Origin of the sequence: Nonomuraea sp. NPDC049758, assembly GCF_040674635.1 — a bacterium.
Taxonomy (GTDB): domain Bacteria; phylum Actinomycetota; class Actinomycetes; order Streptosporangiales; family Streptosporangiaceae; genus Nonomuraea.
Genome location: NZ_JBFAMZ010000013.1, coordinates 277,070 through 303,285 on the forward strand (window position 1 = coordinate 277,070; position 26,216 = coordinate 303,285).

The window sequence follows — 26,216 nt, forward strand, 5'->3', positions numbered from 1 at the left end:
CATGGATTACGGGCACCATTCCCGCGCGATCAGTCGTCGCGGTCGACGCGCGCCCGACGGTCCTCGCGCAGCTCGTTGTTGGTCCTCGTCTCGGTGTTGTCGTTCGTGTTCTCGTTGAAGATCTTGACGCAGACGCCGCCGCCGCGGTGCCGGCGCCAGCCGCCACCCCAGCCGCCGCCCCAGCCCCAGCCGCCGCCGCCCCAGCCGCCGCCCCAGCCGTGGCGGTTCCTGTTGCAGCGGTGGTGGCGACGGTGCCACCAGCCGTGACCGTCCCCATCGCCCCAGCTGAGGGTCGTCGGGCTGGTGACGTTGTTGGCGGTGCTGGCGTTGGCGGTGGTCGTCGCGCCCAGGCTGACCACGCCGCCGGTCAGCGCGGTGCTGACGGCCAGACCTGCGATAACACTTTTGAGCTTGGGCATTGCGTTTTCCCCCTAAAGGATTGGTTGCCCCGTTCTCGACGTTCCCGAGAGGCCGGGAACCAGGTCTTGAACGACTAGCTGATGAGCCATCCGTGAAATGTCATTTCCGGGACAGAGCTACACCAAACAGGAGTGGCCCTATTTTGCGATGCATTAGCAATCTTATTGCTTGCATTACAGCTCTATCGAATGAAATGCCATGATATGTCCGATTATGCGCATATGACGGAGTGCCCATCACATCGGGTTCCGACAGCGTCGGCCGTGCTTCTCTCGTGAAATGACGGCACGACCATAAACGCCGGAAGGCGGCGGCCATGCGTGTATTTACGGCTCGCAGAAAATGCTCGCCGGCACACCTGTGCGCCAGGCATGAGAAATGCTGGACGATGCTGTCGTCGGGATCGTTCGGGAAATGCCGTTACGCTTCCCCGATGGATTTCCGGTGACCACGATTTCCCGATCGCTAACCAGGAGTGTCCGGTAGGTCGCGCACCGTATCCGTTCCTGATGCTTACCCGTCTCGAACCTGGTAAACGGGGACAGACAGCTTTTGCCGCATACTTAAGCCGCCAAGAGATCGATTAGACATCTATGAGCGGAAATTTCGGGCCTGTCCCATGTCTGCTCGCGGACGGCGAACGATCCAGCCCCTGCCCCGCCGCGACGCCGCCGACGCGGGCCGGCGGGCACGACCCCCCCTGCGCGTCCCCTATGTCCAGTGCTGCTCTGATAGGTCACCGAAAGCGGCGTCTGTACGGAATGCAGACCCCGCCTGAGCGCGCTGGATATCGTGGAAGAGCGACAAGGAGGACGTATGACAGCGGTGGAGCCGGTCCCTCACTGGCCGGGACGCATGATCGGCCCGGTGCACGTGCGATCCACCCCCGACGGCGGCCCGGCCGAGCAGGCCGTGTTCGTCCACGGGCTGGCGGGCTCGGCCACCAACTGGACCGACCTCATGGACGAGCTCAAGGACACCGTCACCGGCCACGCCCTCGACCTGCCCGGCGCGGGCTTCTCCCCGGCGCCGCGGGACGGCGACTACACGGTGGCCGGCCACGCCGCGGCGGTGATCGGGCTGATGGAGAACACGGGCCCGGCCCATCTGTTCGGCAACTCGCTGGGCGGCGCGGTCGCGGTGCGGGTCGCCGCGGCCAGGCCCGACCTGGTCCGCTCCCTCACGCTCGTCTCGCCCGCCCTGCCCGACCTGCTCCCCAGGTACGGCCCGGTCCGCGTGGCCGCCGCCGCCGTGCCGAGGGTGGGCGAGTGGTTCGCCGGCAAGCTGCGCCTGCTCCCCGCCGAGCAGCGCATCAACGCCTCCTTCGCCATGGTCTGGGCGGACGTGAACGCCGTGCACCCGGTGCGCCTGGCCGACGCCGTGGAGGAGATGCGCCGGCGCGACGACGTCCCGTACGCGGGGGAGGCCATGATCGGCTCGGCGCGGGGCATCGTGGCCGAGTACTTCCGGCGGGGCGAGGACAACCTGTGGCGCCAGGCGGCCAAGGTCGAGGCCCCGACGCTCATCGTCCACGGCCGGCACGACCGCCTGGTGCGCCCGGCCATGGCGGCGAAGGCGGCCCGTACGTTCCGGCAGGTCAGGCTCGTGCTGCTGCCGACGGCGGGGCACGTGGCGATGATGGAGATGCCCCGCGTGGTGGCGGCGGAGGCACGCCGTCTGATCGGTGAGACGAGATTGGGGAATGCCCCACTCGCCGAGTAGGTTTCAGCTAGAGATGTGACCCCCTGAAACGGGAGCGTAGAACGTGTCGTTGCCACCGCTGGTCGAGCCGGCCACAGAGCTGACCGTAGACGAAGTGCGCCGCTACTCGCGCCACCTGATCATCCCCGATGTCGGGATGGCCGGGCAGAAGCGGCTGAAGAACGCCAAGGTGCTGTGCGTGGGCGCCGGCGGCCTGGGCTCGCCCGCCCTGATGTACCTGGCCGCGGCGGGCGTCGGCACCCTCGGCATCATCGACTTCGACGTCGTCGATGAGTCCAACCTGCAGCGCCAGATCATCCACGGCCAGTCCGATGTGGGCAGGCTGAAGGCCGAGAGCGCCGCGGCGTCCGTCCGCGAGATCAACCCGCTGGTCGAGGTCGTCGTCCACAACGCGACCCTGACCACCGAGAACGTCATGGAGATCTTCTCCGGCTACGACCTCATCGTCGACGGCACGGACAACTTCGCCACCCGCTACATGGTGAACGACGCCGCGGTGCTCCTCGGCAAGCCGTACGTCTGGGGCTCGATCTACCGCTTCGACGGCCAGGCGAGCGTGTTCTGGGCCGAGCACGGGCCCTGCTACCGCTGCCTCTACCCCGAGCCCCCGCCTCCCGGCATGGTGCCGTCGTGCGCCGAGGGCGGCGTGCTCGGCGTGCTGTGCGCGTCGATCGGCTCGATCCAGGTCAACGAGGCCATCAAGCTGCTGACGGGCATCGGCGACCCGCTCGTCGGCCGGCTGATGATCTACGACGCCCTGGAGATGAAGTACCGGGACGTCAAGGTCCGCAAGGACCCCGAGTGCGTGCTGTGCGGCAAGAACCCGACGGTCACCGAGCTGCTGGAGGACTACGAGGCGTTCTGCGGCGCGATCTCCGACGAGGCCGCGCAGGCCGCCAGCGGCTCCACGATCACCGCGCAGGAGCTCAAGTCCATGATGGACAAGGGCGACAACATCTACGTGGTCGACGTCCGCGAGATCAACGAGTACGAGATCGTCTCCATCCCGGGCGCCACGCTGATCCCGAAGGGCGAGTTCCTCAACGGCTCGGCCCTGGAGAAGCTGCCCCAGGACAAGCGCATCGTGCTCCACTGCAAGTCGGGCGCGCGCTCGGCCGAGGCCCTGGCGATCGTCAAGAACGCGGGCTTCGCCGACGCGGTGCACGTCGGTGGCGGGGTGCTGAGCTGGGTCAAGACGGTCGACCCCAGCCTGCCCAGCTACTGAGGCGTTTTCCGGGGAACCTCCCGCCGAGGCGCTTAAGGTCGGTGTCGTGAACCACGCCCGCCCCTGGCCCACCCTGGTGGTGTCCTCCGCGCTGACCCTGGTCTGCGCGGTGGCCGCCGGGGTGGCCGGGAGCGCGGCGGGCACCGAGCTGACCCGCGGCCCGAGCGCGTCCGAGCTGCGTGCCGCCGCCACGCGCGAGGTCGCGCAACGCTGGCGTGCCTGGCCCGCCGGGCGCGTCTTCCCCGCTGCTCTGCCGTACGCGGCCGAGCAGGGCGGGCAGGAGCGGGCCGAGCGCATCGGCATCTCGCCGCACACCGGCTGCGGCGCCGAGTCCGTCGACGCGAAGGCGGTCAGGACGTTGCGCGAGGCGGGATGCCGGGGCGTGCTGCGGGCCACCTACATCGACGCGCTGCGCGGGGTGCTCGTCACCGTGGGCGTGGTGGCGCTGCCCGACGAGTCACGCGCGGTCCGGGCCAGGAGCGCGTTCGCCGACAACGGCAAGCCCGTGCCGGGGTTGCGGCCGCTCAGCTTCACGGGCACGGTCGCCGAACGGTTCACCCCCTCGATGCGGCAGGCCGGGTCGGTGCGCCAGGCGGGGCCGTACGTCGTGCTGACCACGGCGGGTCAGGTGGACGGGCGGCCCGCGACCACGCCCGGCGAGTCACGTCCGGCGATCTTCGCCTTCGCCGCCGAGCTGTCCGAACGCGTGCTGCTCGACCTCAGCACGCCCCGCATGCCCGACTGCGCGGCCGAGGGATGGCGGTGCTGAGCCGGCGCGCCGCGAAGGCGCTGTCCGCCGCTCCCGCGGTCCTTCTCGCGGTTCTTCCCGCCGCCCTGCCCGCCTGCGCCCGCGCCGACGACGTGCGCGGCGGCCAGCGGGCCGTGATCGAGACGCTCGACCTGCCCGCGGCCTGGCGCGTCACCAAAGGCTCGGGGGTCACGGTGGCCGTGCTCGACTCCGGGGTCGATCCGGCCCACCGCGACCTGGCCGGCTCGGTGACCGTGGGCCGCGACTTCACCGCGGGCGCGAACCCGCCGGGCGTCGCGCCGCCGCGGCTGCACGGCACGTACATGGCCTCCCTGATCGCCGGGCACGGCCACGGGCCGGGCGGAAGGAAGGGCGTCATCGGCGTCGCGCCCGAGGCCGGCGTCCTGTCGGTACGGGTCATCCTGGAGGACGAGGAGCCGGGGTTCAGGGAGTTCAACTCGGCCGAGCGCTTCGAGGACGTCGTCGCCAGGGGCATCCGCTACGCCGTCGACCAGGGCGCGGACGTCGTCAACATGTCGATCTCCAAGGAGCTCGCGACCCGGGAGGAACGGGCGGCCATCCGGTACGCCATCTCCAGGGGCGTCGTGCTGGTGGCCGCGGCCGGCAACGAGGGCGACAGGAAGACCGCCGGCGACTTCGCGCCCTACTCCTACCCGGCGTCCTTCCCCGGCGTGGTGTCGGTGGGGGCGACCGACCGGCGGCTGCGCCGGGCCACGTTCTCCAACTGGAACTCCTCGGTGCTGGTGGCCGCGCCGGGCGTGGACATCATGGGCGCGGGGCCGGGCGACGAGTACTGGGTCGGCCGGGGCACCTCGCAGGCGACCGCGCTCGTCTCGGGGGTCGCCGCGCTCATCAAGGCAAAATATCCGCAGATGTCGCCGCCGCTGGTCGTCCAGGCGCTCGCCGACAGCGCCGACGACCGGCCGCCCGGCGGCTACGACACCGGCACCGGCTTCGGCGTCGTCAACGCCCGCAGGGCCCTGGCCGAGGCCGCCCGCCTGGCCACGCACACCGAGACCGCGACCGGCCCGCAGGCCCAGGACCCCGCCCGGCCCCTGGCGGGCGGGCCGGCCGGGCCCATCCGGGTCACCACGAGGGACCACCGGCGCGTGACGATCTACGCGGCCGTGGCCGCGGGCGCCGCGGGCGGGGCGCTCGCGTCGCTGGCGGTCATCTTCTTCCTGGTCAGACGCGTACGACGCGACCACGGCGCACACGACGCATGATCCGCCTGCTAACGGGGACGAAATAGACACCGACCAACCGCGGGAACGAGGCCAGGGTGGTGAAGGCACGTAGGTCGACCTCAGGGCTACCGCGCGCCGGCGAGGCCACATCGGGACGCAGCAACCCGCTCGGGGCGTCGACCGGCCGCCGGGCCCGCGTGCGCGCCTGGCCGGCGGCGAACTCCCGGACGCGCACCGCGGCCAGGGAACGCGCCGAGCTGGCGGCCCTCCAGCAGGGCGTGCGCTTTCGGCGTATCTTCGTCGTGCTGGTCGGCGCGGTCGTGGCCGTGTCGGCCCTCGTGGTGCTGCTGGGCACGATCGGGCTGCTCAACGAGACGCGCTCGCGTCCGCTGACTCCGTCCGAGCAGAACCAGTACAAGCAGGAGGAGATCGCCCGGCGCTGGCAGGCGTGGCCGGCCACGGGCGTCTTCCCCGAGGAGGTCAAGTACCTCGGCCTCGACCGCGCCCAGCAGTACGCCAGGCGGGTCGGCATCGCCCCCGAGACCGAGTGCGGCAAGGGCGTGGACGCCTCCGTCGCCGGGGTCCTCGACAGCCACGGATGCGTCACGCTGCTGCGCGCCACGTACGTCGACCAGACCTCCACCTTCGTCATCACCGTCGGCGTCGCCGTGCTGAAGGACGAGGAGTCCAGGGTGTCGGCGGGCGAGCAACTGGGCCAGGACGACCGGGTGGGCGTGCTGCCCGTGGCCTTCCCCGGCACCGTGACCGAACGTTTCGGCACCGAGCAGCGCCAGCGCACCGGCTGGGTGGGCGCCGGGCCGTACCTCGTCTTCTCCACCGCCGGGTACGCCGACGGGCGCACCAGGGCCGCCATCCCTCCGGAGGAGATCCTGCACAGCGAGCTCTGGCCGGCGGCCAAGTCGGTCGGCAACCAGATCGCCTACTTCCTGGCGGATCCTCCCAAGGTTCCGCCGTGCACCCAGGGGAACGTGTGCTGACCGCCGTACGGGCGCTCGCGGCCACGTTGCTCGTCCTCCTCGCGCCCACGGCCGCCCCGATCAGGGAGCAGCAGCAATGGGTGCTGGACGCGCTCAACGTCGAGCAGGCGTGGAACGTGACCAAGGGCGAGGGCGTCACGGTCGCCGTCGTGGACAGCGCGGTGGACGCCGGGATCAAGGAGCTGAAGGGCCGCGTCACGGCCGGGCCCGACATGAGCTCGGGCGCGGTGGCCCGCGAGGTGCAGCCGGGGCGGCACGGCACCGCCATGGCCGCGCTGATCGCCGGTTCCGGCGCCGGCGACGGGCTGATCGGCGTCGCGCCCGCAGCGCGCATCCTGTCGCTGCCCCTGGCCACCGACGACGAGCCGGCGTTCGACCTGCTGCCGCCCACGGACCTCCAGTCGCCCGAGAGCTCGCTGGCCCGCGCCCTGCGCTACGCCGCCAACCACGGCGCCCAGGTCGTCAGCATGTCGATCGGCTCCTACGGGCCGATCAGGTCAGAGCGGGAGGCGGTGTCGTACGCGCTGAGCAAGGGCGTGGTGCTGGTGGCCGCCGTCGGCAACGACGGCCAGACGCCCTACGCCAAGGAGAAGGGCACCTCGTTCTGGAGTTTCCCGGCCGGCTACTCGGGCGTGATCGGCGTCGGCGCGACCGACAAGCAGGGCAGGAAGGCCACGTTCAGCAGCGACAACCTGTCGGTCCTCGTCGGCGCGCCCGGCGTGCAGGTGCCCGTGGTCAAGCGGCCCAGCGGGTACGAGCTGTCCGACGGCACCAGCTCGGCCGCCGCGCTCGTGGCCGGCGTGGCCGCGCTGGTCAAGTCGCGCTTTCCCGATCTGCCGCCCGAGCAGGTGGCCCAGGCGCTGGCCTCCAGCGCGCGGGGCCGTCCGGCCGCGGGCTACGACGACAACACCGGGTTCGGCGTGGTGGACGCCGGGGCCGCGCTCAACGCCGCCGAGCGCCTGACCGGTCAGCGGCGCAGCGTGACCGCGCCCGGAAAGGACCACTTCGGCCGGGGCGAGGACTCCCCGGTGCCGACCCGTCCGGGGGCCGATCCGTGGCGGTTGTGGCTGTACGGAGGGGGTGTGCTGGTCGCGCTGGTGACGTTCTGCGGAGCGATCATCGTTCTCAATCAGCGCAAGGAGTGATGAACCGCCCGTACTTCGCCCGCGTGGACGGTAAAGATCCGCTATGGTCGCGCGTCATGGGATACGAGCTGCGGGTGGTGCGCGAGTCGCCACTCGCCTTCGCGGAGCTCGCGAAGGCCATCGCGCCGGCCGGTTTCGAGCTGCGCGGATCTGAGGAGATCGTGGCCGGCCACGACGGCGGCCGGCACGCGGTGGCGCGCTGGCAGGGCCAGGTCGTGGGCGAGCCCGGCTCCGACTGGCAGGTGGCCCAGCTCCTGCGGCTGTCGGCCGCACTCGGCGCCCGCCTGGTGGGCGAGGACGGCGAGATCTACGCGCTGCGCGACGGCGTGATCGAGGTCCTGTCCGGCGGGACGGTGATGGAGATCGGCAAGTTCGACGAGATCATCGACGCGGGCCCGGCCGCATGGACCCCCTGAACCCCTTCGCCGAGCGGGTGCTCGACCTGGTCGAACGCATCCCGCCCGGCAAGGTCATGGCCTACGGCGACATCGCCGAATACCTGGGCGAGGGCGGCCCCCGTCAGGTGGGCAAGGTGATGTCCACCCTGGGCGGCGGCGTCCCGTGGTGGCGGGTCGTGCACGCCGACGGCAGCGGCGCCGCCCCCGACCACCTGCGACGATGCCTGGCCCACTGGCACGAGGAGGGCACCCCGCTGCGCGGCGAACGGGTCGACATGAGGCGGGCGCGCTGGGACGGGCGTTCAGCCGATTTTCAGTAAGGGGCCTGACCTGCGGTTTCGCTGTTGAGGCGATTCTGTGACATGTGACTCCCATTACCATGGGCTGAACACTGACAGGCCCGAAAGGCGGTGCCTCCACGATGGCCACCGGCGTCACAGCCCAGCGCCACAGCGGCGACACGCTCGCCGACCGCCTCAAGGCTGTCCAGGATCTCTGCGATCGTGGCGAGCCTCTTGAGGCGGTCATGCGTGCCGTCGGGCCCGGCGGCCGCGACGCGGCGTTCGACACCGAGGTGCTCAGCGGGCCTCTGGGGTCGCGCATCGACCTCGCGGTCAAGCGCGGCCCGGCCCGGCGCCGCGAGCTGCTCACCCTGATCCGCCCCTACCTGGCCGGCGTGTCCGCGGAGGTCAAGCGCGACCTGCCCGTCGCCCGCCGGGTGATCTGCCACCTGATCGAGCACCGTCCCGACGACGAGCTGGTCGACGGCGAGACGCTGGTCAAGGTCGTCACCGCAGCGGCCGAGCCGTCCAAGCGCATCCGCAAGGGCCTGAGCTGGTACGCCGACCTGCCCTTCCGCGACGAGCTGCCGCCCGACCTCTACCGGCTGCGCCGCGCCGACATGGTGCCGGTGACCCACATCGACGACATCGTGTGGGTCGACGGCAGGCTGCGCGTCACCGGCTTCGCGTACCTGGCCGGGTTGTCGGTCCGCAGCCGCAGGTTCAACTGGGCGACCGTGGTGCTGCGCGGGCCGCGCTGGCTGCCGCCGATCCGCATGCGCACCAAGCGGGTGCTCGCCCCCGAGGCCACCCACGGCGCGCGCGAGCCCGGCTGCAACTACGACTGGTCCGGCTTCACCGCCGAGCTGAGCCCGTGGCCGCTGCGCTGGCGCGGGGCCGTGCGCGGCATGGTGCACGCCGTGCGGCGGCGGTTGCGCCACCGTCCGGGGGTGCCCGACGCGACGACCTGGCGGGCCGAGATCGTCTTCTGGAGCCGTGGCGCGCGGGCGACCGGCCTGCTGCGCGGCTCGGCCATCGGCAGGCCCGAGCGCCCGGCCGGCCTCAAGCTGAAGCCCGGCTGGTGGGTGCGTCCGGTCTGGACGTCCGACCGCGCGCTGCAGGTCGTGCTCCAGCCCAACAGGGCCGAGCTGACCGGTGTGTCCGTCCAGGACGAACGCCTCGAACTCAAGATCTTCCTGCCCGGCCGCAGCGTGACCAAGGGCCACGCCAGGCTGGGCGGCCACCGCATCGCCGCCGACTTCACGCCGTCCGGCGGCGGCACCGAGGTGCTGATCGGGCTCGCCGTGCCCGCGCTGCTCCAGGAGAAGGACGGTCGGCGGCTGTGGGTCGAGCCCAAGGGCGACCCGGCGGCCTCCGTCATGCTCGCCGACCTGGTCGAGACGCGCACTCCGGTGGGCGACCGGGAGATCACCGTGCTCGGCGACCGGCGCGACCGCGTCGTGGTCTCCGCCCACCGCATCCGCCCGGTGATCACCTCCGCCGTCTGGGAGGGCTCCACGCTGGTCCTGCGCGGCGACTACCCCGACGCGCCCGGCCCCCGGGTGCTGACGTTGCGCCACCGGTCGGGGCTGTCGTACTCGCTGCCCATGGAGCGGTCGGGCGACGACTTCTCCGTCCGGGTGACGCCCTCGTCCATGGACCGCTTCGGCGAGTCCGTGCCGCTGGCCTCGGGCACCTGGAACATGTCCTTCCGGCACCCGTCGGGCGAGATCGTGCCGTTCCGGATGGACCACGCCGCCCTGCCGGGGCTCGACGAGGAGCCGCGTACGGTCGACAGCCGGGCGTACCGGATGATCTCCACCCGGTTCGACGTGCCGGTGATCACGGTCGAGGAGGGGCGTCCCAACGACGAGCGGGGCGTGGCGGGCACCCACGTGCTGCGCCGCGTCTTCTATCCGGCCCAGCGCACCGAGCCGCTGCACGACGCGACCGTCTACGTCGTCAACGACGGCCGGCTCTACGCCGACAGCGTGCGCGCCATCTACGAGGAGCGGCTGCGCAGGGGCGACGACCGCGAGCACATCTGGATCGTCAAGGACGCCGCGTTCGTGCCGCCGGGCGGCGCGCGGGCGGTGCGGGCGGGCAGCCGCGAGCACCACGCCGCGCTGGCCCGCGCCGGCCACATCGTCACCAACTCGTTCCTGCCCGCCTGGTTCCGCGCCCGCGAGGACCAGGTTGTGCTGCAGACCTGGCACGGCACCCCGGCCAAGCGCATCGGCAACGACCAGCCGCACATGGCCCGCGACCCCCGTCCGCCGATCTGGTACCGGCAGGCGGCCGAGGTGCGCGGCTGGGACCTGCTGCTGTCGCAGTCGCCGTGGGCCACCACGGTGCTGCGCCGGGCCTTCGGTTACAAGGGCGAGATCCTGGAGAGCGGCCTGCCCAGGAACGACGTGCTCAACTCGCCCGAGCGCGAGGTCAGGGCCGCCGCGGTCCGCGAGCGGCTCGGGCTGGCCGAGGGCAAGCGGGTGGTGCTCTACGCGCCGACCTGGCGCGACTACGACCGCAAGAACGCCATGGTCAAGCTCGACCTGGCCAAGGCCCGCGAGGCCCTGGGCGCCGACCACGAGATCCTGGTACGCGCCCATCCGATGCAGGCCATGCCCGCCGTCCCCGACATCGCCCACGACGTCACGACTTATCCGGACATGGCGGATCTGCTGCTGGTCGCCGACGTCCTCGTGACCGACTACTCCTCGGTCATGTTCGACTTCGCCGCCACCGGCCGGCCCATCGTCTTCTACGGCTACGACCTGGCGAAGTACTCCGCCAAGCGGGGGCTCTACCTCGACCTGGCCGAGCAGGCGCCCGGCCCGGTGCTGCCGACGTCGGCCGAGGTGATCGACGCGCTGCGCTCCATCGACGAGGTGGCCGCCGCGCACGCCGACCGCTACGAGGCCTTCCGGGCCACGTACGCGCCCAAGGACGACGGCAAGGCGACGGCCCGCGTGGTCGACCACCTGTTCTCCTGAGGGCGCGGCCTCAGAGGTCGATCGGCAGGTCCGAGAGCATGAAGGGCTTGCCGGGCTCGTACCCGAGGGGACGCGGCGCGGCCGGAAGGCGCTCGACGAGCAGGTAGAGCAGCGCCGACAGGGTCGTGGCGCACACGATCTCGCCGGCCTCGACCAGCCGCCGGACGCTCGACAGGTGCACCCACTCGATGCGCTCGGCCTCCCAGGGGTCGCTGGGCGGCCCGATGTGGGTGGCCGTGTCGGCCCGGTAGATGTGGTTGAGGCTGTCGGTGAAGCCGTTGGTGGGCTGGACCGACATCAACGGACGCAGCGGCCCCGGACGCCACCCGGTCTCCTCCTCGACCTCACGGGCGGCCGCGGCCATCGGCATCTCGCCCTCGTCGACCTGGCCGAGCGGGACCTCCCAGCCCCAGCTGTCGGTGATGAAGCGGTGGCGCCAGATCAGCAACACCCGGTCCTTGTCGTCGGTGACGACCGCGCCCGCGGCCGGCGCGGTGCGGACCAGCCGGTGATCGAGGTGCCGCCCGTCGGGCAGCTCCACATCCGCGATCCGGATGTCCAGCCACTGGTCGGCGTAGAGCGACGTTTCGGAGTGGACCTGCCAGCGCATGTGACCAACCCCCTAGCAGAGGCGCGGGTATCAACCCAACGTTACAAGAGACAACGCTGCGTGTGTGGGGCAATCGTGCGGATCGTCGCATCGCCCCAGGCAGCGCCACGCCCACGGCGAAACCGTGGCCTCGGCGTGTCGCACGATATTCGGATATTTGCCTCGATACGGTAGGCGGATCGAGGCGGGAGACCGGGTAAGTCGGCACGATCTGTCCGTGTGGTCTGGTGGAATCTAGTGCTGTGAGTGGTCAGACCTGGCGGTTGGTGCGGCGTGGCAGCGGAGGCCCTGTTGAGCCTCCTGCGCTGGATGAACATCAGCGTGCCGTGGTCGAGCACCGGAGCGGCCCGCTCCTCGTCCTCGCTGGGCCCGGCACGGGCAAGACGACGACGATCGTCGAGAGCGTGGTCGAGCGTATCGAACGGCGCGGGGCCGACCCCGAACGGGTGCTCATCCTCACCTTCAGCCGCAAGGCCGCCGAGGAGCTGCGCCGGCGCGTCACCGGGCGGCTGCGGCGCACCACCCGCTCACCCCTGGCACTGACCTTCCACTCCTACGCCTACGCGCTCCTGCGCCGCGAGTCCGTGCTGGAGGGCAAGGCGCCGCCGCGCCTGCTGACCGGCCCCGAGCAGCTTCTGGAGATCCGCCGGCTGCTCCACGGCGAGCTGGAGAACGGCGCGCTCGACTGGCCGCCGTCGCTGCGCGAGGCGCTCAAGACCCGCGGCTTCGCCGAGGAGGTGCGCGACTTCCTGTCCAGGGCCGCCGAGCGCGGCCTCGACGGCGAGCGGCTGGTCGCGCTCGGCCGGCTGCACGGCAGGAGCGACTGGATCGCCACCGGCCGGTTCTACGAGCGCTACCAGGACCGGTTCGACCTCGACCCCGAGGAGACCTACGACTACGCCGAGCTGATCGGGGCCGCCTCGGCGCTGCTGACCAGGCCCGAGGTGCGCGAGCGCGAGCGGGCCGCCCACGACGTCGTGTTCGTCGACGAGTACCAGGACACCGACCCGGCCCAGGAGTACCTGCTCGACCAGCTCGCCGGCGACGGGCGCGACCTCGTCGCGGTGGGCGACCCCGACCAGTCGATCTACGGGTTCCGGGGCGCCGACGTCCAGGGGATCATGAAGTTCCCCGAGCGGTTCAGGACGCTCGACGGGCGCGAGGCGCCGGTCGTGGCGCTGCGCGTGTGCCGCAGGAGCGGGGCCGACCTGCTGGAGGCCTCGCGCCGGGTCGCCGCCCGCCTGCCCATCGCCCCGGCCCCCGACCACGACCAGCGGCACGGCCACCGCGACCTGGTCCCGGCGGCCGGCGTCGAGCCCGGCGACGCGCGCGTCCTGCTGGCCGACAGCACCAGCCAGGAGGCCGCGATCGTCGCCGACACGCTGCGGCGGGCGCACCTGATCGAGGGAGTGCCCTGGCGCCGCATGGCGGTGCTGGTGCGCTCGGCCAAGCGCCAGGTGCCGCTGCTGCGGCGGGCGCTGGTCAACGCCGGGGTGCCGACGATGATCGCCGGCGACGAGGTGCCGATCGCTCAGGAGCCGGGCGTGCGGCCGCTGCTCACGATGCTGCGGGTGGCGCTCGACCCGGCGCAGCTCGACGAGGGGGTGGCCGAGGAGCTGCTGACGGGCCCGCTCGGCGGCACGGACATGATCGGCGTACGCCGCCTGCGCCGGGCGCTCAAGATAGCCGAGAACGAGGCCCTGGCCGCGGAGGAGGAGCCGGCCGCGGAGGAACTGGCCGCGGAGGAGGAGCCGGCCGCCGAGAAGGAGCCGGTCGCGGAGAGGCTGGTCGCGGAGGAGGACCCGGCCCCCGAGGAGGAGCCGGTCGCCGGGAAGGCCGGGGCGCGGTCGTCCGGCGAGCTGCTGGTGGCGGCGATCCTGGACGCCCGCGAGCTCACCCGCGTCGAGCCGCACGTCGCCCTCCCCGCCGAACGCGTCGCCAAGCTGCTCGCCGCCGCCCGCGAGGCCGCCGCGCAGGAGGGCACCGCAGAAGACCTCCTGTGGGCCGTGTGGCACGCCAGCGGCCTGGGCGGGCGCTGGACCGAGCAGAGCCTGTCCGGCGGCTCCCGCGGCGCGCAGGCCGACCGCGACCTCGACGCGGTGGTGGCGCTGTTCGACCACGCCGCCAAGTTCGTCGACCGCATGCCCAAGGCGGGCCCCGAGGTGTTCCTCGACAACCTGGCCGCCCAGGAGATCCCGGGCGACACGCTGGCCGACCGCGCCCCCGACGGCGACGCCGTGCGGGTGCTGACGGCCCACCGCTCCAAGGGCCTGGAATGGGACATCGTGGTCGTGGCGGGCGTCCAGGAGGGGGTCTGGCCGGACCTGCGGCTGCGCGGGTCGTTGCTGGGCGCCGACGACCTGGTGGAGGTGGTCGAGGGCGCCGAGCCGAGCGCCGCGTCGCTGGCCTCCAAGCTGCTGGCCGAGGAGCGGCGGCTGTTCTACGTCGCGGCCACGCGGGCCAGGCGGCGGCTGGTGGTCACGGCGGTCGGCGGCGAGGACACCGACGAGCGGCCCTCCCGGTTCCTGTCGGAACTGATGCCGGGCGCGGTCGAGTCGGCCACGGTCGACGACCGGGCGCGCTGGCTGACCATGTCGGCGCTGGTGGCCGACCTCCGCAGCGCGGTGACCGACCCCACCAAACCGGCCAAGGTCCGGCAGCGCGCCGCGCGGCAGCTCGCCCGCCTGGCCGCCGCCGGGGTCCAGGGCGCCCACCCCAACGACTGGTACGCCCTCACCCCCATCACCGACGACCGCCCGCTGAGCTGGCCGGACGACATCGTCAACATCTCCCCGTCCGCGGTCGAGAGCTTCACCAAGTGCGGCCTGCGCTGGCTCCTGGAGACGGCGGTCGGCGCCGCGGGCACCAGCACCGCCCAGGGCCTCGGCAACGTCATCCACGCGCTGGCCATGCTGGCCGCCACCGACCTGCCCGGCGAGGACGCCCTGGGCGACCGGCTCGACCAGGTCTGGAACGAGCTCGACTTCGGCGGCGTCTGGTACAACCGCAAGCAGCGCCAGGTCGCCGAGCAGATGATCGGCAAGTTCCTGCGCTGGCAGAAGGACAACCCGCGCGAGCTGGTCGCCATCGAGGAGTCGTTCGTCGCCATGGTCTCCGAGGGCGTGCAGATCAAGGGCCGGGTCGACCGGGTCGAGCGCGACGACGACGGCCGCGCGGTGATCATCGACCTGAAGACCGGCGGCTCCAAGCCCAAGGCGGGCGAGCTCGACCGGCATCCGCAGCTCGGCGTCTACCAGCTCGCCGCGCTGCTCGGCGCGTTCGCCCGGCACGGCATGACCGAGCCCGGCGGCGCCGCGCTGGTCCAGCTCGGCAAGGCGGCCGGCAAGAACGCCGCCACCGAGCAGCGGCAGGGCGCGCTGGCCGACGACAAGAACCCCGGCTGGGCCGGCGACCTGGTCGACACCGTCGCCACGGGCATGTCGGGCCCGTTCTTCCAGGCCAAGGTGAACGACGGCTGCCGCACGTGCGCGGCGCGGGCGAGCTGCCCGGTCAACGACAACGGGGGCCAGGTGTGCTGAACCCGGTCGAACTGGCCGACAAGCTCGGCATCCTGCCGCCGACGAGCGAGCAGGCGGCGGTCATCGAGGCGCCGCTCGAACCGATGGTCGTCATGGCGGGCGCGGGCTCGGGCAAGAGCGAGACGATGGCCGGGCGGGTGGTCTGGCTGGTGGCCAACGGCCTGGTCAAACCGGAGAACGTGCTGGGGCTGACGTTCACCCGCAAGGCCGCGGCCGAGCTGGCCGTCCGGGTCAGGGAGCGCCTGACCGGGCTCGCCGAGGCGGGCCTGGTCGCGCCCGGCGCGCTCGACAACGAGCCGACCGTCTCCACCTACCACGCCTACGCCGCCCGCCTGGTCACCGACCACGCCCTGCGCGAGGCGCTCGAACCCACCATGCGCCTGGTCACCCCGGCGGTGTCGTGGCAGCTCGCCTCGCGCGTGGTGGCCTTGTACGACGGGCCGATGGACAAGATCGAGCTGGGCCCGCCCTCGGTCACCGCCGCCCTCCTGGAACTCGCCGGCGAGCTGTCGGAGCACCTGCGCGGGCCCGCCGACGTGCGGCGGGTGGGGGAGTGGCTGGAGGCCCGGCTGGCCGCGCTGCCCGGCCGCACGACCGTGGCGCAGCGCAAGCCGGTCGGCGTGCACGCGGCCAGGGAGCAGCTGCTGCCGCTGGTGGAGGCGTACGAACGGCTCAAGCGCCGCCGCGAGGTCATCGACTACGGCGACCAGATGTCGCTGGCCGCCCGGATCGCCGCCAACCACAAGGAAGTGGGCGAGATCGAACGGTCCCGCTACTCCGTGGTCCTGCTCGACGAATACCAGGACACCAGCCACGCCCAGCTCGTCCTGCTGCGCTCGCTCTACGGCGGCGGCCATCCGGTCACCGCCGTCGGCGACCCCTGCCAGTCCATCTACGGCTGGCGCGGCGCCTCGGCGGGCAACCTGCGCCGCTTCCCCCGCGACTTCCGCACCGGCGCGGGCGAGGTGGCGCCGGTCCGCCAGCTCAGCGTCAGCTTCCGCAACGGCGACCGGGTGCTCGACGTCGCCGCCCGCGTCCAGCTCCCGCTGCGCATGGAGGCCCGCGAGGTGCCCGTGCTGGTGCCGGGGCCCAACCGGGTCGACCGGGGCCGCGTCACCTGCGCCTTCCACGAGACCGCCGAGGACGAGGCGAAGTGGATCGCCGACGGCGTGGCCCGGATCCTCGGCCAGGAGACCGCCCCCGACGGCCTGCCCTGGGGCGAGAGGGAACGCAAGAAGACCCTCGCCCTCCAGCCCCAGGACGTCGCGATCCTGGCCCGCAAGCGCTCGCAGTTCCCCGCGCTGCGCAAGGCGCTGGAGGACCGCGACATCCCGGTCGAGGTGGTCGGGCTGGGCGGCCTGCTGACCGTGCCCGAGGTCAGCGACATCGTGGCGACCCTGCGCGTGCTCTACGACGCCACCGCCGGCGACGCGCTGGCCAGGCTGCTGGCCGGGCCGCGCTGGCGGGTCGGGCCGGCCGACCTGCGGGTGCTGGGGGAGCACGCCAGGGAGCTGGCCCGCGAGCTGAGCGAGAGCCACCGCGCCGACGACCCGCTCGACCAGGTGGTCGCCGACCTGGCCGAGGAGCGCGGCAGCCTGGTCGACGCGCTCGACGAGCTGCCCGACCGGCCCGAGTGGCTGGAGTCGTTCTCGCCGCTGGCCCGCACCCGGCTGGTCGCGCTCGCCCAGGAGCTGCGCAGCCTGCGCGGCCACACCGCCCAGCCGCTGCCCGACCTGGTCACCGAGATCGAACGCCGGCTCGGCCTGGACATCGAGGTGGCCGCCCGCAGCGGCACGGCCGGGGCGTTCGCCGCGCGGGCCGACCTCGACGCCTTCATCGACGCGGCCGCCAGGTTCGCCGGCGACGCCGAGGACCCGACGCTGGGCGCGTTCCTGGCCTACCTCCAGGCGGCCGAGAGCGAGGAGTTCGGGCTGGAGGCGGGCCGGGTCGGCGAGAGCAACAGCGTCAAGCTGATGACCGTCCACGCGTCCAAGGGGCTGGAGTGGCCGGTCGTGGTCGTGCCCGGCCTGTCGCAGCTCCTCAGCTCGAAGGGCACGATCGCGACGGGCAGCGTGTTCCCGGCCACGCCGGTGATGAACAGCCGCTGGACCGACAACCCGCGCAAGCTGCCCTACCCGCTGCGCGGCGACGCCGCCGACCTGCCCCGGCTGGGCGGGCTGAGCAAGGAGGAGCTGGCCGCGTTCGACGAGCAGTGCCGGGAGCGCGATCTGATGGAGGAGCGGCGGCTGGCGTACGTCGCCGTCACCCGGGCCCACTACCACCTCATCGCCTCCGGCTACCGCTGGGGCAGCGCCACCAAGCCGCTGGAGCCGTCGGAGTTCCTGCTGGAGATCCGCGACACGGCCGACCGGGTGTCCTACTGGGCCGGCGACCTCGCCGAGGGCGCGACGAACCCGCTGCTCGCCGAGCCGGCCGAGGCCGTCTGGCCGGTCACCCCCGAGGGCCTGCGCTACGAGTCGGTGCTCGACGGCGCCCGGCTGGTCGAGGACGCCCTGGCCGGCAACCTGGCCGACGAGGACGACGAGCCGCTGCGCCCGTTCGAGGAGGAACGCCTGCGCGCCTGGGAGCGCGACACCGACCTGCTGCTGCGCGAGCGCGAGCTGAACCGGCGCAGGCCGGCGACCGTCGTCGAGCTGCCGGCCAAGCTGACCGTGTCGTCGCTGGTCACGCTGGCCACCGACCCGGCCGAACTGGCTCGCAGGATCCGCCGTCCGGTGCCGCGCAAGCCCGCGCCGCTGGCCCGCCGGGGCACGTCGTTCCACAAGTGGCTGGAGAGCCGGTGGGACCAGCAGCGGCTGATCGACGACTTCGACCTCGACCCGCTGGAGGAGCTGGAAGAGGCCGACGTGCGGCTGGCCGAGCTGCAGGAGCGGTTCGAGCAGAGCGAGTGGGCCGACCGGCGGCCGGTCGACCTGGAGGTGCCGTTCGAGACCATGATCGCCGACCGGCTGGTGCGCGGGCGGATGGACGCCGTCTTCGAGCTGCCCGACGGCGGCTACGAGGTGGTCGACTGGAAGACCGGCGTCCCGCCCAGGGGGAAGGCGGCCCGTACGGCCTCGGTGCAGCTCGCCGCGTACCGGCTGGCGTGGTCGCACCTGGCCGGGGTGCCGCTGGAGAAGGTGAGCGCGGCCTTCCACTACGTCCGGGCCAACAAGACCGTGCGGCCGGTCAACCTGCTCGACGCCGACGGGCTGGTCGCGCTCGTCGAGGCGGTCCCGGCGTCAGAGTCCTAGGTAATGGAAGGCGGGGCGGGGGTGCATGAGGAAGTCGTGGTGGGAGATGTTCCAGGCATAGGCCCCGGCCATGCCGAACACCACCCGGTCCCCTGCCCGCACCGAGGTCACCACGTTCCGGGCGAAGACGTCCTTGGGGGTGCACAGCTGGCCCGTGAACGTCACGGGCTCCCCGGCGACCCCGGGCCCGCCGCCTGTGGGCAGGACCGTGAACGGCTGGTCGTGGCCCTTGGTCACCGGCGTGCGCAGGTGGTGCGTCCCGCCCAGGACGATCGCGTACGCCTGGCCGCGCACCCGCTTCACGTCCACGACCTCGGTGACGTAGTGGCCGCAGTAGGCGGTGAGCGACCTGCCCGGCTCGACCCGCAGCCGCCGCCCGGCCCGCAGCGCGGCCAGGCCCGCGCCGTAGGCCGCCCAGTCGAAGCGTTCGCCCGACGTGTACGACACCGCCATGCCCCCGCCCAGGTTGACCTCCCGATGCCCGGTCTCCAGCAGGGCCCCCGCCAGCCGGAGGAGCTGGGCGGCGTTCAGGCCGCTGGCCAGGTGGGCGTGCAGGCCGCGCAGCCGTACGCGGCCGGTGAACAGCGGCAGGCACTCGGCCAGCCCCGCCTCGTCCATGCCGAAGGGGCCGTCCATCGTGAGCGCGGCCCCCTCGACCGGCAGGTCCGGGTTGGCCCGCAGCAGCACGTCGGCCTCCAGCCCGGTCGCGAGCAGGCGGCGCAGCTCGTACGGCGACTCGACGTGCAGGCGGTGGTGCGGCAGCCGCAGCTCGGCGTCGGTCTTGCCGGGCCCGCCGAGCGCCAGCCGCGCGCCCGGGAGCAGCGCGGAGACGTGCGCGTGCTCGCCCGCCGACGACACCTCGAACCCGTCCACGTGCCGGGCCAGCACCCGCAGCAGCTCGGCGTCGGGGTTGGCCTTGACCGCGTAGTACAGCTCCACCTCGCCCAGCGCCGCGCGCACCGACGCGGCGTGCTCGTCGAGCGCGGGCAGGTCGTAGAGGTAGGCGGGCAACGCGGGCAGCCGCGCGGCGGCCTCCAGCACGCCGCTCATGCGAGCGGGTTCGCGATCGGGACGTAGCCGGCGCTGCGGTCGGCCGCTCTGGCCCACCGCACGCGCAGGTTCGCCTTGGCGGGCAGCGGCGCTCCGGCCAGCAGGTCGCGCAGCGGGAGCGGTTGCCCGAGCTCGGCGGCCTGGCGGGCGAGCAGGTCGCGGGCGGCCCGCCACAACGCGCGCAGCAACTCGTCGTCGGGGCCCGCCAGGGTGGCGGCGATCTCGGTGAGATGGTTGACGAACAGGCAGTAGACGACGCGGGCCCAGCCCCGCGCCGGGTCGTGGGTGAGCGCGGCGGCCACGGCCGGGTGCAGCCCGCCCAGGTCGTGGCGGCCCGCGACGAGCTTGACGCCCTCCAGGTCGCGGAAGATTGCCTGGACGGGCCGGCCGGCGGCGTCCAGGCCGACGAGCACGTTCTGCAGGTGGGGTTCCAGGACGACGCCGTGGCTGACGTACAGGTCCAGGACCGGCAGCGCGACCGCCGACACGTACGCCGTCCACCAGGCCAGGGGGTCGGCCGGGGCGGCGTCCAGGGCGAGGGCGGCGGCGAGGACCGGGGTGACGCCGGGGTCGCAGGCCGTCCACGGGCTCGCCCGGACGATCACGCCCAGGCCCTCGCGCTGCCCGAGTGCCGTGCGGTAGCCGGGCTCGGGAAGCCAGCGGACGGCCGGGTGCCGCGCCGCGACCTCGGCGATCAGCGGGGCCAGCCGGGAGGTGAGCTCGACGGCCCCGGCCAGCTCGTACCAGGCGTTCTTGCGCACGCAGTTCGTGATCCGCACGTCCAGGGAGAACTTCAGGCACACCTCGGCGTCCGGCACGTACACGGTCCGCACCGACGAGGTCGGCACCGCGAGCGGCCCCGGCCCGAGATCGACCAGCTCGGAGCCGAGAGCGGGACGCAGCAGGGCGAGCTGCCACGGATGGGCGGGCAGCAGCCGGTGTCCGGCGGGCGCCGGGCCGAGCGCGTCCAGGGCCGTCAGGTCGCCCTCCTCGGCCAGCGCGTCGTCGCGTACCGCGAGCAGCCGCAGCGGGAAGGCGGCGTGGGCCTCGGGGGCGTAGCGCAGCCAGTCCGCGCCGTCGCGGGCCTTGGGGGTGGGGTGGAACGGGTGCCCGTACACGAGCGCCTGCTCCGAGGCCAGCCAGGGATCGGCGGGCGGCTCGGCCCGCGCCCGGGCCGCCAGGATCGCCGCGATGGCGTCCCTGCTGGCGGCCACCTGACCGGCGAACTCGCCGTTGGGTTCGACGTCGAGGTGCGCCGCTCCCCTGCCTGGGCGCGCAGGCTCGTCCGGCCGGTCGGCCAGGTCGGTCTCGGCCAGGTGGACCAGCTCGGCGACCGTCAGCGGCTGCCAGGAGCCGCCCTCCAGGCGTTCCGGAGGCCCGTCGAGGCGCAGCGCGGCCCCGCCGTGCGTACGGGCCCGCAGCAGCGTCCCGGCCACCCGCAGCAGCACGTACGGCGGCGCCGGCCAGACCAGCCCCCTGGGCCCGGCCACCTCGCGCACGCAGCACCGCAGCAGGGCCGCCAGCGTCGCCTCCTCGGCCGGCGCCCCGATGGCCAGGACGTCCATTCACGCTCTCCTCAGGTAGTTGGGCCCGCTGATGCCGTAGAACTTGTTCACGTCCCGCGCCCCGGACCGTTCCTTGGCCACGAGCGTCCCGGCGGTGACCATCGACTTGCCGGTGAGCCTGGCCGCGTCGAGCGTCCTGGCGCGCAGCAGCCGGGCCATGGGGTGGTCGCCGTGCTCGTCGAGCGCCTCGGCGAGCGTGCCGCGCACCAGGGCCGCCGCCCGCGCCGGCGGCAGCACCGCGAACGCCACCGCCGCGGCGGCCAGGTGCAGCGTGATCGTGACGAACACGTCGGCCAGCGCGTGCGGGTCGTCGGTGAGCATGCGCCCGTCGCAAAAGGCCGGCACGTCGATCCCGGCCGCCGCCAGCCTCGACGGCGAGGCCAGCAGGCCGTCGTTGTCCTTGACCAGCAGCCGCAGGTCGCCGTCCCGCAGGACGAGGGCCAGGTTCTGCTGGTGGGCCTCCAGCGCGACGCCGTACCGGACGAACAGCCGCACGTTCCAGCGCAGCAGCAGGCGCAGGTAGCGGGGCAGCACGTCCGGGCCGAGTTCGTCCAGCACGCCGGGCACCGCCAGCGCCGCGACCGGGACGATCCGCCCCTCCGGCAGCCGCCGGACCATCCATGCCAGGTACTCGTGGCCCGCGTGCGCGTAGGTCTGCTCGTCGGCCAGCAGCACGCCGGGATCGGCGAGCCGGCGCAGCAGCAGCTCGGCCCGCGCGCCGTCGTCCAGGGTGCCCGCCCTGATCGAGCGCCGGTTGCGCACGCCGAGCGTGCTCACCGGCAGCGGCAGCTTGAGGTGCGTACGCGGCCCCACCTCGACGGTCCGCATGGACAGGGTGGGCCGTACGGCGACCGCCTCCTCGTCCAGCACCCGGACCCCGTCGATCTTCCGCACCTCGCCGACGGCCATCGGGTGCACCGGGAACAGCACACCGTGGCCCACCGGCCGCGGCACGTCCGCGGGAAGCTCTATGGCCGCGTGGGGGACGATCGCCCACCGCAGCGCGAACGAGGGCGCGAACTCCGGCGCGTACGCCAGCAGGTCGCGGTCCGAGGCGCCGATCCTGGCCCGCGAGGTCGGGTAGACGGGATGGTCGGCGAAGGCCGCCAGCGACTCGTACGACGGCCCGCGCCGCAGCACCTCCTCGGCGTGCGCGTCGTGCAGCTCCAGCGCGGACAGGGCGGTCAGGCACTCGTCGAAGAAGGCCGCCACCCCTTCGGCGTCGGCCGCGTCGGACACCTCCACGAGCGTCTCCAGCACCTGCTCCAGCCCCAGCCGCTCGTCCGGCGCCACCACGAAGTCCTGGAACGGCGACCCGGGGACCATCCGGACCCACCGCCCGTCGGCCAGCAGCAGCCCGGCCCCGGACCTGGTCCGGTCGAGCCGGGCGGCCAGCCCGCCGTAGTCCTCGCGGACCAGCGCGTCCAGCACCCGGGCGGCCAGGTACGCCTCCCGCGACCTCACCCGACCGCCCACGGCCGGGCCGTCCGGTACCGCTCGACGGCGGCGTCCACGCGGGCCCGGTCCGGTCCCACGGCCCGGATGACGCCCAGGTAGTCCCGGTTCGTATGGGTCAGCTCTATGACGTCCCCGACGGCCCGCAGCGGCCGGTGCCACAGCCGTACGCCGCTGTCCTCGACGTCCTCCTCCGGCGGCCCGTCCTTGACGACGCCCGGCCGGTCGGCGACCACGCTGACCGCGCAGCCGTGCCCGGACGCGGGCGGCGGCTCGGGCGCCGGCTCCCCGAGGTGGGTGCGCAGGATCCACTCGAACAGCGGCACGCCCAGCACGTCGGCCAGCAGGAAGTCGCAGTGGTCGCCGATCGCCCGGTAGTTCACCTCGACGATCCGCGGCCCGGCGGGCGTCAGGACGTACTCGGTGTGGCAGGCGCCGAAGCCCACCCCGAGGGCCCGCAGGGCGGCCAGCACGTGGGCGTCGGCGGCGGGCGCCCAGTCGAGCCGCTCCTCCACGAAGTGCGGCAGCGGGCCCAGCGTGGTCGCGAAGCCGCCCAGCACCCGCGTCGTGGAGCCGTCCCCGAGGGTCTCCAGGGTCCGCAGCGGCCCTTCGAGGTACTCCTCCACGACCAGCGTCTCGCCCGGACGCCGCCGCCTGGCCGCGGCCACGGCGCGCGGGAGGTCGTCCTCGACCAGCACGACGTCCTCGCTGGCCACCCCCTCGCGGGGTTTCAGCACCACGGGCCGGGGCAGGCGCTCGGGCACCGGATCGGCGGGCGCGATCCGCAGCGAACACACCGTCTCGATGCCGGCCGCCGCGAGCCCGCGTCGCATCAGGAACTTGTTCTTGGCGGCCAGACAGGCCCGCCAGTCCTTGCCCGGAAGTCCGAAGTACGACGCCGCGAGGGCGGTCTCCGCCTGAAGGTGGTCGGAGTTGGAGAAGATCGCGTCGGGCCTGCCCAGGTGCTCGACCGCGTCGATCAGGGCGCGCGGGTCGCGTACGTCGCACCGCACCGAGCCGGGGTGCCGCTCCGGCCGGTCGGTCAGGACGGTCACCTCGCACCCGAGGGCCCGCGCCGCGGGCAGGAAGCCGTACGTCACCGAGTCCGTCGGCTTGAGCGCGGTCAGGTAGAGCCGCAACGCGAAGGCACCCCCGCAGGAATCAGGTAAGGCTAACCTAACTCGATGATCTTAGCCTGAGAATGATCGCTCCGGGGCCCGCACACCCTAATCGGCGGCTAACTGCGAGGTCATAGGATGACAAGCGACTTGGGGAGGGGCGGCCAGTGGAAAAGACCGCGGAAGAACAACTCATCGGCCCACTGCTCCTGGCACGGGGGACCATCGACAGATCGTCGGCGCTGCGTGCCGACGACAGATGGCTGGAGAAGGCGTGGGCCGACCCCGAGACCAGGGTGCTGGTGATCGACAACGGCCACACTCTCGTGCGGCGGGCCGGTGACGAGGTGCACGCGGTGCTCTACACCTCCGCCCAGGCGCCGCCGGGCGAGCGTTACCTGCTCGGCGTCGAGGGCGGCACCGCCTACTTCGCGGTGGCCGCGCCGCTGCCCGGCACGCCGGTCGGCGACCTCAACGGCCGGGTGACGATGCCGATGAGCCTGAACGACACACCTGAAGGCCATCCCGTTCCGGCGGGTCTGCGCCAGGTGGGCGGGCTGCTCGGCGACCGCGACGCGGGCCTGCTGGTCCACGCGGTGGCGCTGGAGGCCTGGCATGCCACCCACCAGTTCTGCCCCCGCTGCGGCGCCCGTACGTCGGTGCAGGCCGGCGGCCACGTCCGGGTGTGCCCGAAGGACGCCAGCCAGCACTTCCCGCGCGTCGACCCGGCGGTCATCATGCTGATCAGGGACGAGGACGACCGCTGCCTGCTGGCCCGCGGCCCCCAGTGGCCCGAGGGGCGCCTGTCGATCCTGGCGGGCTTCGTGGAGCCGGGCGAGTCCCTGGAGTACGCGGTGGTCCGCGAGGTCGCCGAAGAGGTCGGCGTTCACGTCGTCAACCCGCGCTACCTGGGCAGCCAGCCCTGGCCGTTCCCGCGCAGCCTCATGCTCGGCTTCTTCGCCGACGCCACCACGACCGCGCTGATCCCCGACGCCGACGAGATCGCCGAGGCGCGCTGGTTCACCCGTGACGAGCTGGTGGCCGCCCTCCGGTCGGGCGAGCTGCGCCTGCCGCCCCCGGTGTCGATAGCCCGCCGCCTGATCGAGACGTGGTACGGCGGCGAGCTCGTCGGCGACTGGTGATCAGCCCGCGCCGTGACCTTCCGAGCGGACTGGGGGAGTCCGAAGCAGGGCTCCCCCGTCCGCGTCCTAGGAGTCGAGCAGGCGCTTGACCTCGATGACGCTGGGGTTGGTCCTGACGTGTTCCACCCCTGAACGGGAAACCGCCACGACCGTCGGAACGGTCTGGTTGCCGTTGTTGACGCTCATGACGAATTCGGCGGCGGCCGGGTCGCGCTCGATGTCGACCTCCTTGAACGCGATGCCTTCGCGGGCGAGCTGAGACTTCAGCCGCTTGCAGGGGCCGCACCAGGTAGTGCTGTAGACCGTGAGCGCCATGTCGGGTTGTCCCTCCAAGGTCAGGAAAATCAGGCGCTCGGTGCAACAACGCGGAGGCGCCCGCTTAATCCCTACCCGGGGCCCTCTAGCCGATGCGCTCGGCGATCCAGGCCTGCACCCGCTCGGCCACGCCCGGCTCCCGGTACAGCGGAGCGCTGTGGTTGGTGCCCGGCGCCGTCATGATCGTCATCGGCACGCCCACCTGGCCGAGCATCTGCTTGAGCAGCTGGCTCTGCGTCGGCGGCACGAACTCGTCCTCGGAGTGCACCGTGAGCATGGGGGCGTCCTTGGCGCTGGCGTGCCAGGCCACCTCCATGCTCGCCCAGACGCGCGAGCACTTGCCCTTGGGCTCGCAGCCGCCGGCCAGCCGGATCGCCGCCTCGCGCAGCTTGCGCTTGTCGTGGTCGGCGGTCTTCTCGCCGTCGGCGTACGCGCGCAGCGGCGAGATGATCGGCGACAGCCCGACCACGCCCTTCAGCCCGGCGATGCCGTTGCCGTACGTGCCGACCGAGGCGGCGATGTGCCCGCCCGCCGAGAAGCCGACGACGACGTACTTGCTCGCGTCGAAGGCCCAGCGGTCGGCGTGCTTGCGCGCCAGGGCGATGGCGGCCAGCGCGTCGGTGCGCTGCGCCGGCCAGGCGGCCTCGCCGGAGAGTCGGTAGTTCAGGTTGAAGACCGTGTATCCGAGGTCGGCGTAGCTACGGGTGATCTCCTTCATGTACTTCTTGTCGCCGCCGGACCACCAGCCGCCGTGGATCAGGAAGACGCCGGGACGCTTCTGGCCGTCGGGCGTCCACCACACGTCCATGTCCTGGTTGCGCTGGCGGCCGTAGGAAAGGGTCTCCGTGGCCAGCCCGCCGAGGCCGTCGGGGTCTGTGGGATTGGTCACCACGGGGACGGGCGGCTCGGCCGCGAACGCGACGGCAGGTGTGAGCGCCACGGCAGCGAGCACCAGCGCGCCCGCGAAAACCGCTGTTCGCACGGCCTTCCTTTCCCCCATGCGGCATGGTCGGCCCCATTGTGGGGGAAG

The 26,216-nt window shown here is 73.0% G+C and carries 20 protein-coding genes; 12 read left to right on the forward strand and 8 right to left on the reverse strand.

From position 1 onward, the window contains the following. Positions 1 to 29: 29 nt before the first annotated feature. Positions 30 to 419, reverse strand: coding sequence for a hypothetical protein (locus AB0J46_RS31715; protein ID WP_364337869.1), 390 nt, complete (start codon positions 417 to 419; stop codon positions 30 to 32). An 817-nt stretch (positions 420 to 1,236) separates the two neighbouring features. Here AB0J46_RS31715 and AB0J46_RS31720 point away from each other — a divergent pair. The 9 genes from AB0J46_RS31720 (at position 1,237) to AB0J46_RS31760 (ending at position 11,138) form a co-directional block, all read left to right on the forward strand. Further along, positions 1,237 to 2,142: an alpha/beta hydrolase gene (locus AB0J46_RS31720; RefSeq protein WP_364337870.1), complete on the forward strand. Its 906-nt coding sequence runs from the start codon at positions 1,237 to 1,239 to the stop codon at positions 2,140 to 2,142. A 43-nt stretch (positions 2,143 to 2,185) separates the two neighbouring features. After that, entirely contained in the window at positions 2,186 to 3,367 is a 1,182-nt protein-coding gene (gene moeZ, locus AB0J46_RS31725) for an adenylyltransferase/sulfurtransferase MoeZ (RefSeq protein WP_357987388.1), read from the forward strand. Between the two features lie 46 nt (positions 3,368 to 3,413). Continuing rightward, a complete protein-coding gene (locus AB0J46_RS31730) occupies positions 3,414 to 4,136 on the forward strand; it encodes a hypothetical protein (RefSeq protein ID WP_364337871.1) in 723 nt (240 codons plus the stop codon). Then, on the forward strand, positions 4,130 to 5,362 hold the full coding sequence (locus AB0J46_RS31735) for a S8 family serine peptidase (RefSeq protein WP_364337872.1): 1,233 nt from the start codon (positions 4,130 to 4,132) through the stop codon (positions 5,360 to 5,362). The genes AB0J46_RS31730 and AB0J46_RS31735 overlap by 7 nt, the downstream gene beginning before the upstream one ends. A 59-nt stretch (positions 5,363 to 5,421) precedes the next feature. Then, positions 5,422 to 6,321, forward strand: a complete 900-nt coding sequence (locus AB0J46_RS31740; protein WP_364337873.1) for a hypothetical protein — start codon at positions 5,422 to 5,424, stop codon at positions 6,319 to 6,321. Next, on the forward strand, positions 6,297 to 7,466 hold the full coding sequence (locus AB0J46_RS31745; protein ID WP_364337874.1) for a S8 family serine peptidase: 1,170 nt from the start codon (positions 6,297 to 6,299) through the stop codon (positions 7,464 to 7,466). The genes AB0J46_RS31740 and AB0J46_RS31745 overlap by 25 nt, the downstream gene beginning before the upstream one ends. A gap of 56 nt (positions 7,467 to 7,522) precedes the next feature. Then, positions 7,523 to 7,882, forward strand: coding sequence for a hypothetical protein (locus AB0J46_RS31750; RefSeq protein ID WP_358294348.1), 360 nt, complete (start codon positions 7,523 to 7,525; stop codon positions 7,880 to 7,882). Continuing rightward, positions 7,870 to 8,184 (forward strand): MGMT family protein, encoded by a 315-nt coding sequence (locus tag AB0J46_RS31755; protein ID WP_364337875.1) that lies wholly within the window; start codon positions 7,870 to 7,872, stop codon positions 8,182 to 8,184. The genes AB0J46_RS31750 and AB0J46_RS31755 overlap by 13 nt, the downstream gene beginning before the upstream one ends. A gap of 101 nt (positions 8,185 to 8,285) precedes the next feature. Continuing rightward, positions 8,286 to 11,138 (forward strand): CDP-glycerol glycerophosphotransferase family protein, encoded by a 2,853-nt coding sequence (locus tag AB0J46_RS31760; RefSeq protein ID WP_364337876.1) that lies wholly within the window; start codon positions 8,286 to 8,288, stop codon positions 11,136 to 11,138. Between the two features lie 10 nt (positions 11,139 to 11,148). Here the strand turns inward: AB0J46_RS31760 and AB0J46_RS31765 are convergent, their stop codons facing one another. Next, positions 11,149 to 11,748 carry an NUDIX hydrolase gene (locus tag AB0J46_RS31765; RefSeq protein WP_358294344.1) on the reverse strand — a complete coding sequence of 200 codons (600 nt, stop codon included), beginning with the start codon at positions 11,746 to 11,748 and terminating at the stop codon, positions 11,149 to 11,151. Positions 11,749 to 11,990: 242 nt separating this feature from the next. Here AB0J46_RS31765 and AB0J46_RS31770 point away from each other — a divergent pair, with 242 nt between their 5' ends. Both AB0J46_RS31770 and AB0J46_RS31775 read left to right on the forward strand, forming a co-directional pair. Then, entirely contained in the window at positions 11,991 to 15,287 is a 3,297-nt protein-coding gene (locus tag AB0J46_RS31770; RefSeq protein ID WP_364337877.1) for an ATP-dependent DNA helicase, read from the forward strand. Next, positions 15,281 to 18,541, forward strand: a complete 3,261-nt coding sequence (locus tag AB0J46_RS31775) for an ATP-dependent DNA helicase (RefSeq protein ID WP_364337878.1) — start codon at positions 15,281 to 15,283, stop codon at positions 18,539 to 18,541. The genes AB0J46_RS31770 and AB0J46_RS31775 overlap by 7 nt, the downstream gene beginning before the upstream one ends. Here AB0J46_RS31775 and AB0J46_RS31780 read toward each other — a convergent pair. From AB0J46_RS31780 to AB0J46_RS31795, 4 genes are read right to left on the reverse strand one after another with little or no spacing between them, the layout of a single operon-like run. Continuing rightward, positions 18,530 to 19,591, reverse strand: a complete 1,062-nt coding sequence (locus AB0J46_RS31780; RefSeq protein ID WP_364337879.1) for a type III PLP-dependent enzyme — start codon at positions 19,589 to 19,591, stop codon at positions 18,530 to 18,532. The genes AB0J46_RS31775 and AB0J46_RS31780 overlap by 12 nt on opposite strands. Further along, complete coding sequence (locus tag AB0J46_RS31785) at positions 19,588 to 21,156, reverse strand: IucA/IucC family protein (RefSeq protein ID WP_364337880.1); 1,569 nt, start codon at positions 21,154 to 21,156, stop codon at positions 19,588 to 19,590. The genes AB0J46_RS31780 and AB0J46_RS31785 overlap by 4 nt, the downstream gene beginning before the upstream one ends. Further along, on the reverse strand, positions 21,157 to 22,632 hold the full coding sequence (locus AB0J46_RS31790; RefSeq protein WP_364337881.1) for an IucA/IucC family protein: 1,476 nt from the start codon (positions 22,630 to 22,632) through the stop codon (positions 21,157 to 21,159). Next, the gene (locus AB0J46_RS31795) at positions 22,617 to 23,750 is read right to left on the reverse strand and encodes a siderophore biosynthesis protein (RefSeq protein ID WP_364337882.1); all 1,134 of its coding nucleotides are present in this window, start codon (positions 23,748 to 23,750) and stop codon (positions 22,617 to 22,619) included. The genes AB0J46_RS31790 and AB0J46_RS31795 overlap by 16 nt, the downstream gene beginning before the upstream one ends. 146 nt (positions 23,751 to 23,896) lie before the next feature. Between AB0J46_RS31795 and nudC the strand changes: the two genes are divergently transcribed. Further along, positions 23,897 to 24,871: an NAD(+) diphosphatase gene (gene nudC, locus AB0J46_RS31800; protein ID WP_364337883.1), complete on the forward strand. Its 975-nt coding sequence runs from the start codon at positions 23,897 to 23,899 to the stop codon at positions 24,869 to 24,871. 66 nt (positions 24,872 to 24,937) lie between these two features. Here the strand turns inward: nudC and AB0J46_RS31805 are convergent, their stop codons facing one another. Together AB0J46_RS31805 and AB0J46_RS31810 are read right to left on the reverse strand one after the other, a co-directional pair. Next, a complete protein-coding gene (locus AB0J46_RS31805) occupies positions 24,938 to 25,186 on the reverse strand; it encodes a glutaredoxin domain-containing protein (protein WP_358294331.1) in 249 nt (82 codons plus the stop codon). 85 nt (positions 25,187 to 25,271) lie between these two features. Beyond that, entirely contained in the window at positions 25,272 to 26,168 is an 897-nt protein-coding gene (locus AB0J46_RS31810; RefSeq protein ID WP_364337884.1) for an alpha/beta hydrolase, read from the reverse strand. Between the last annotated feature and the right edge of the window lie 48 nt (positions 26,169 to 26,216).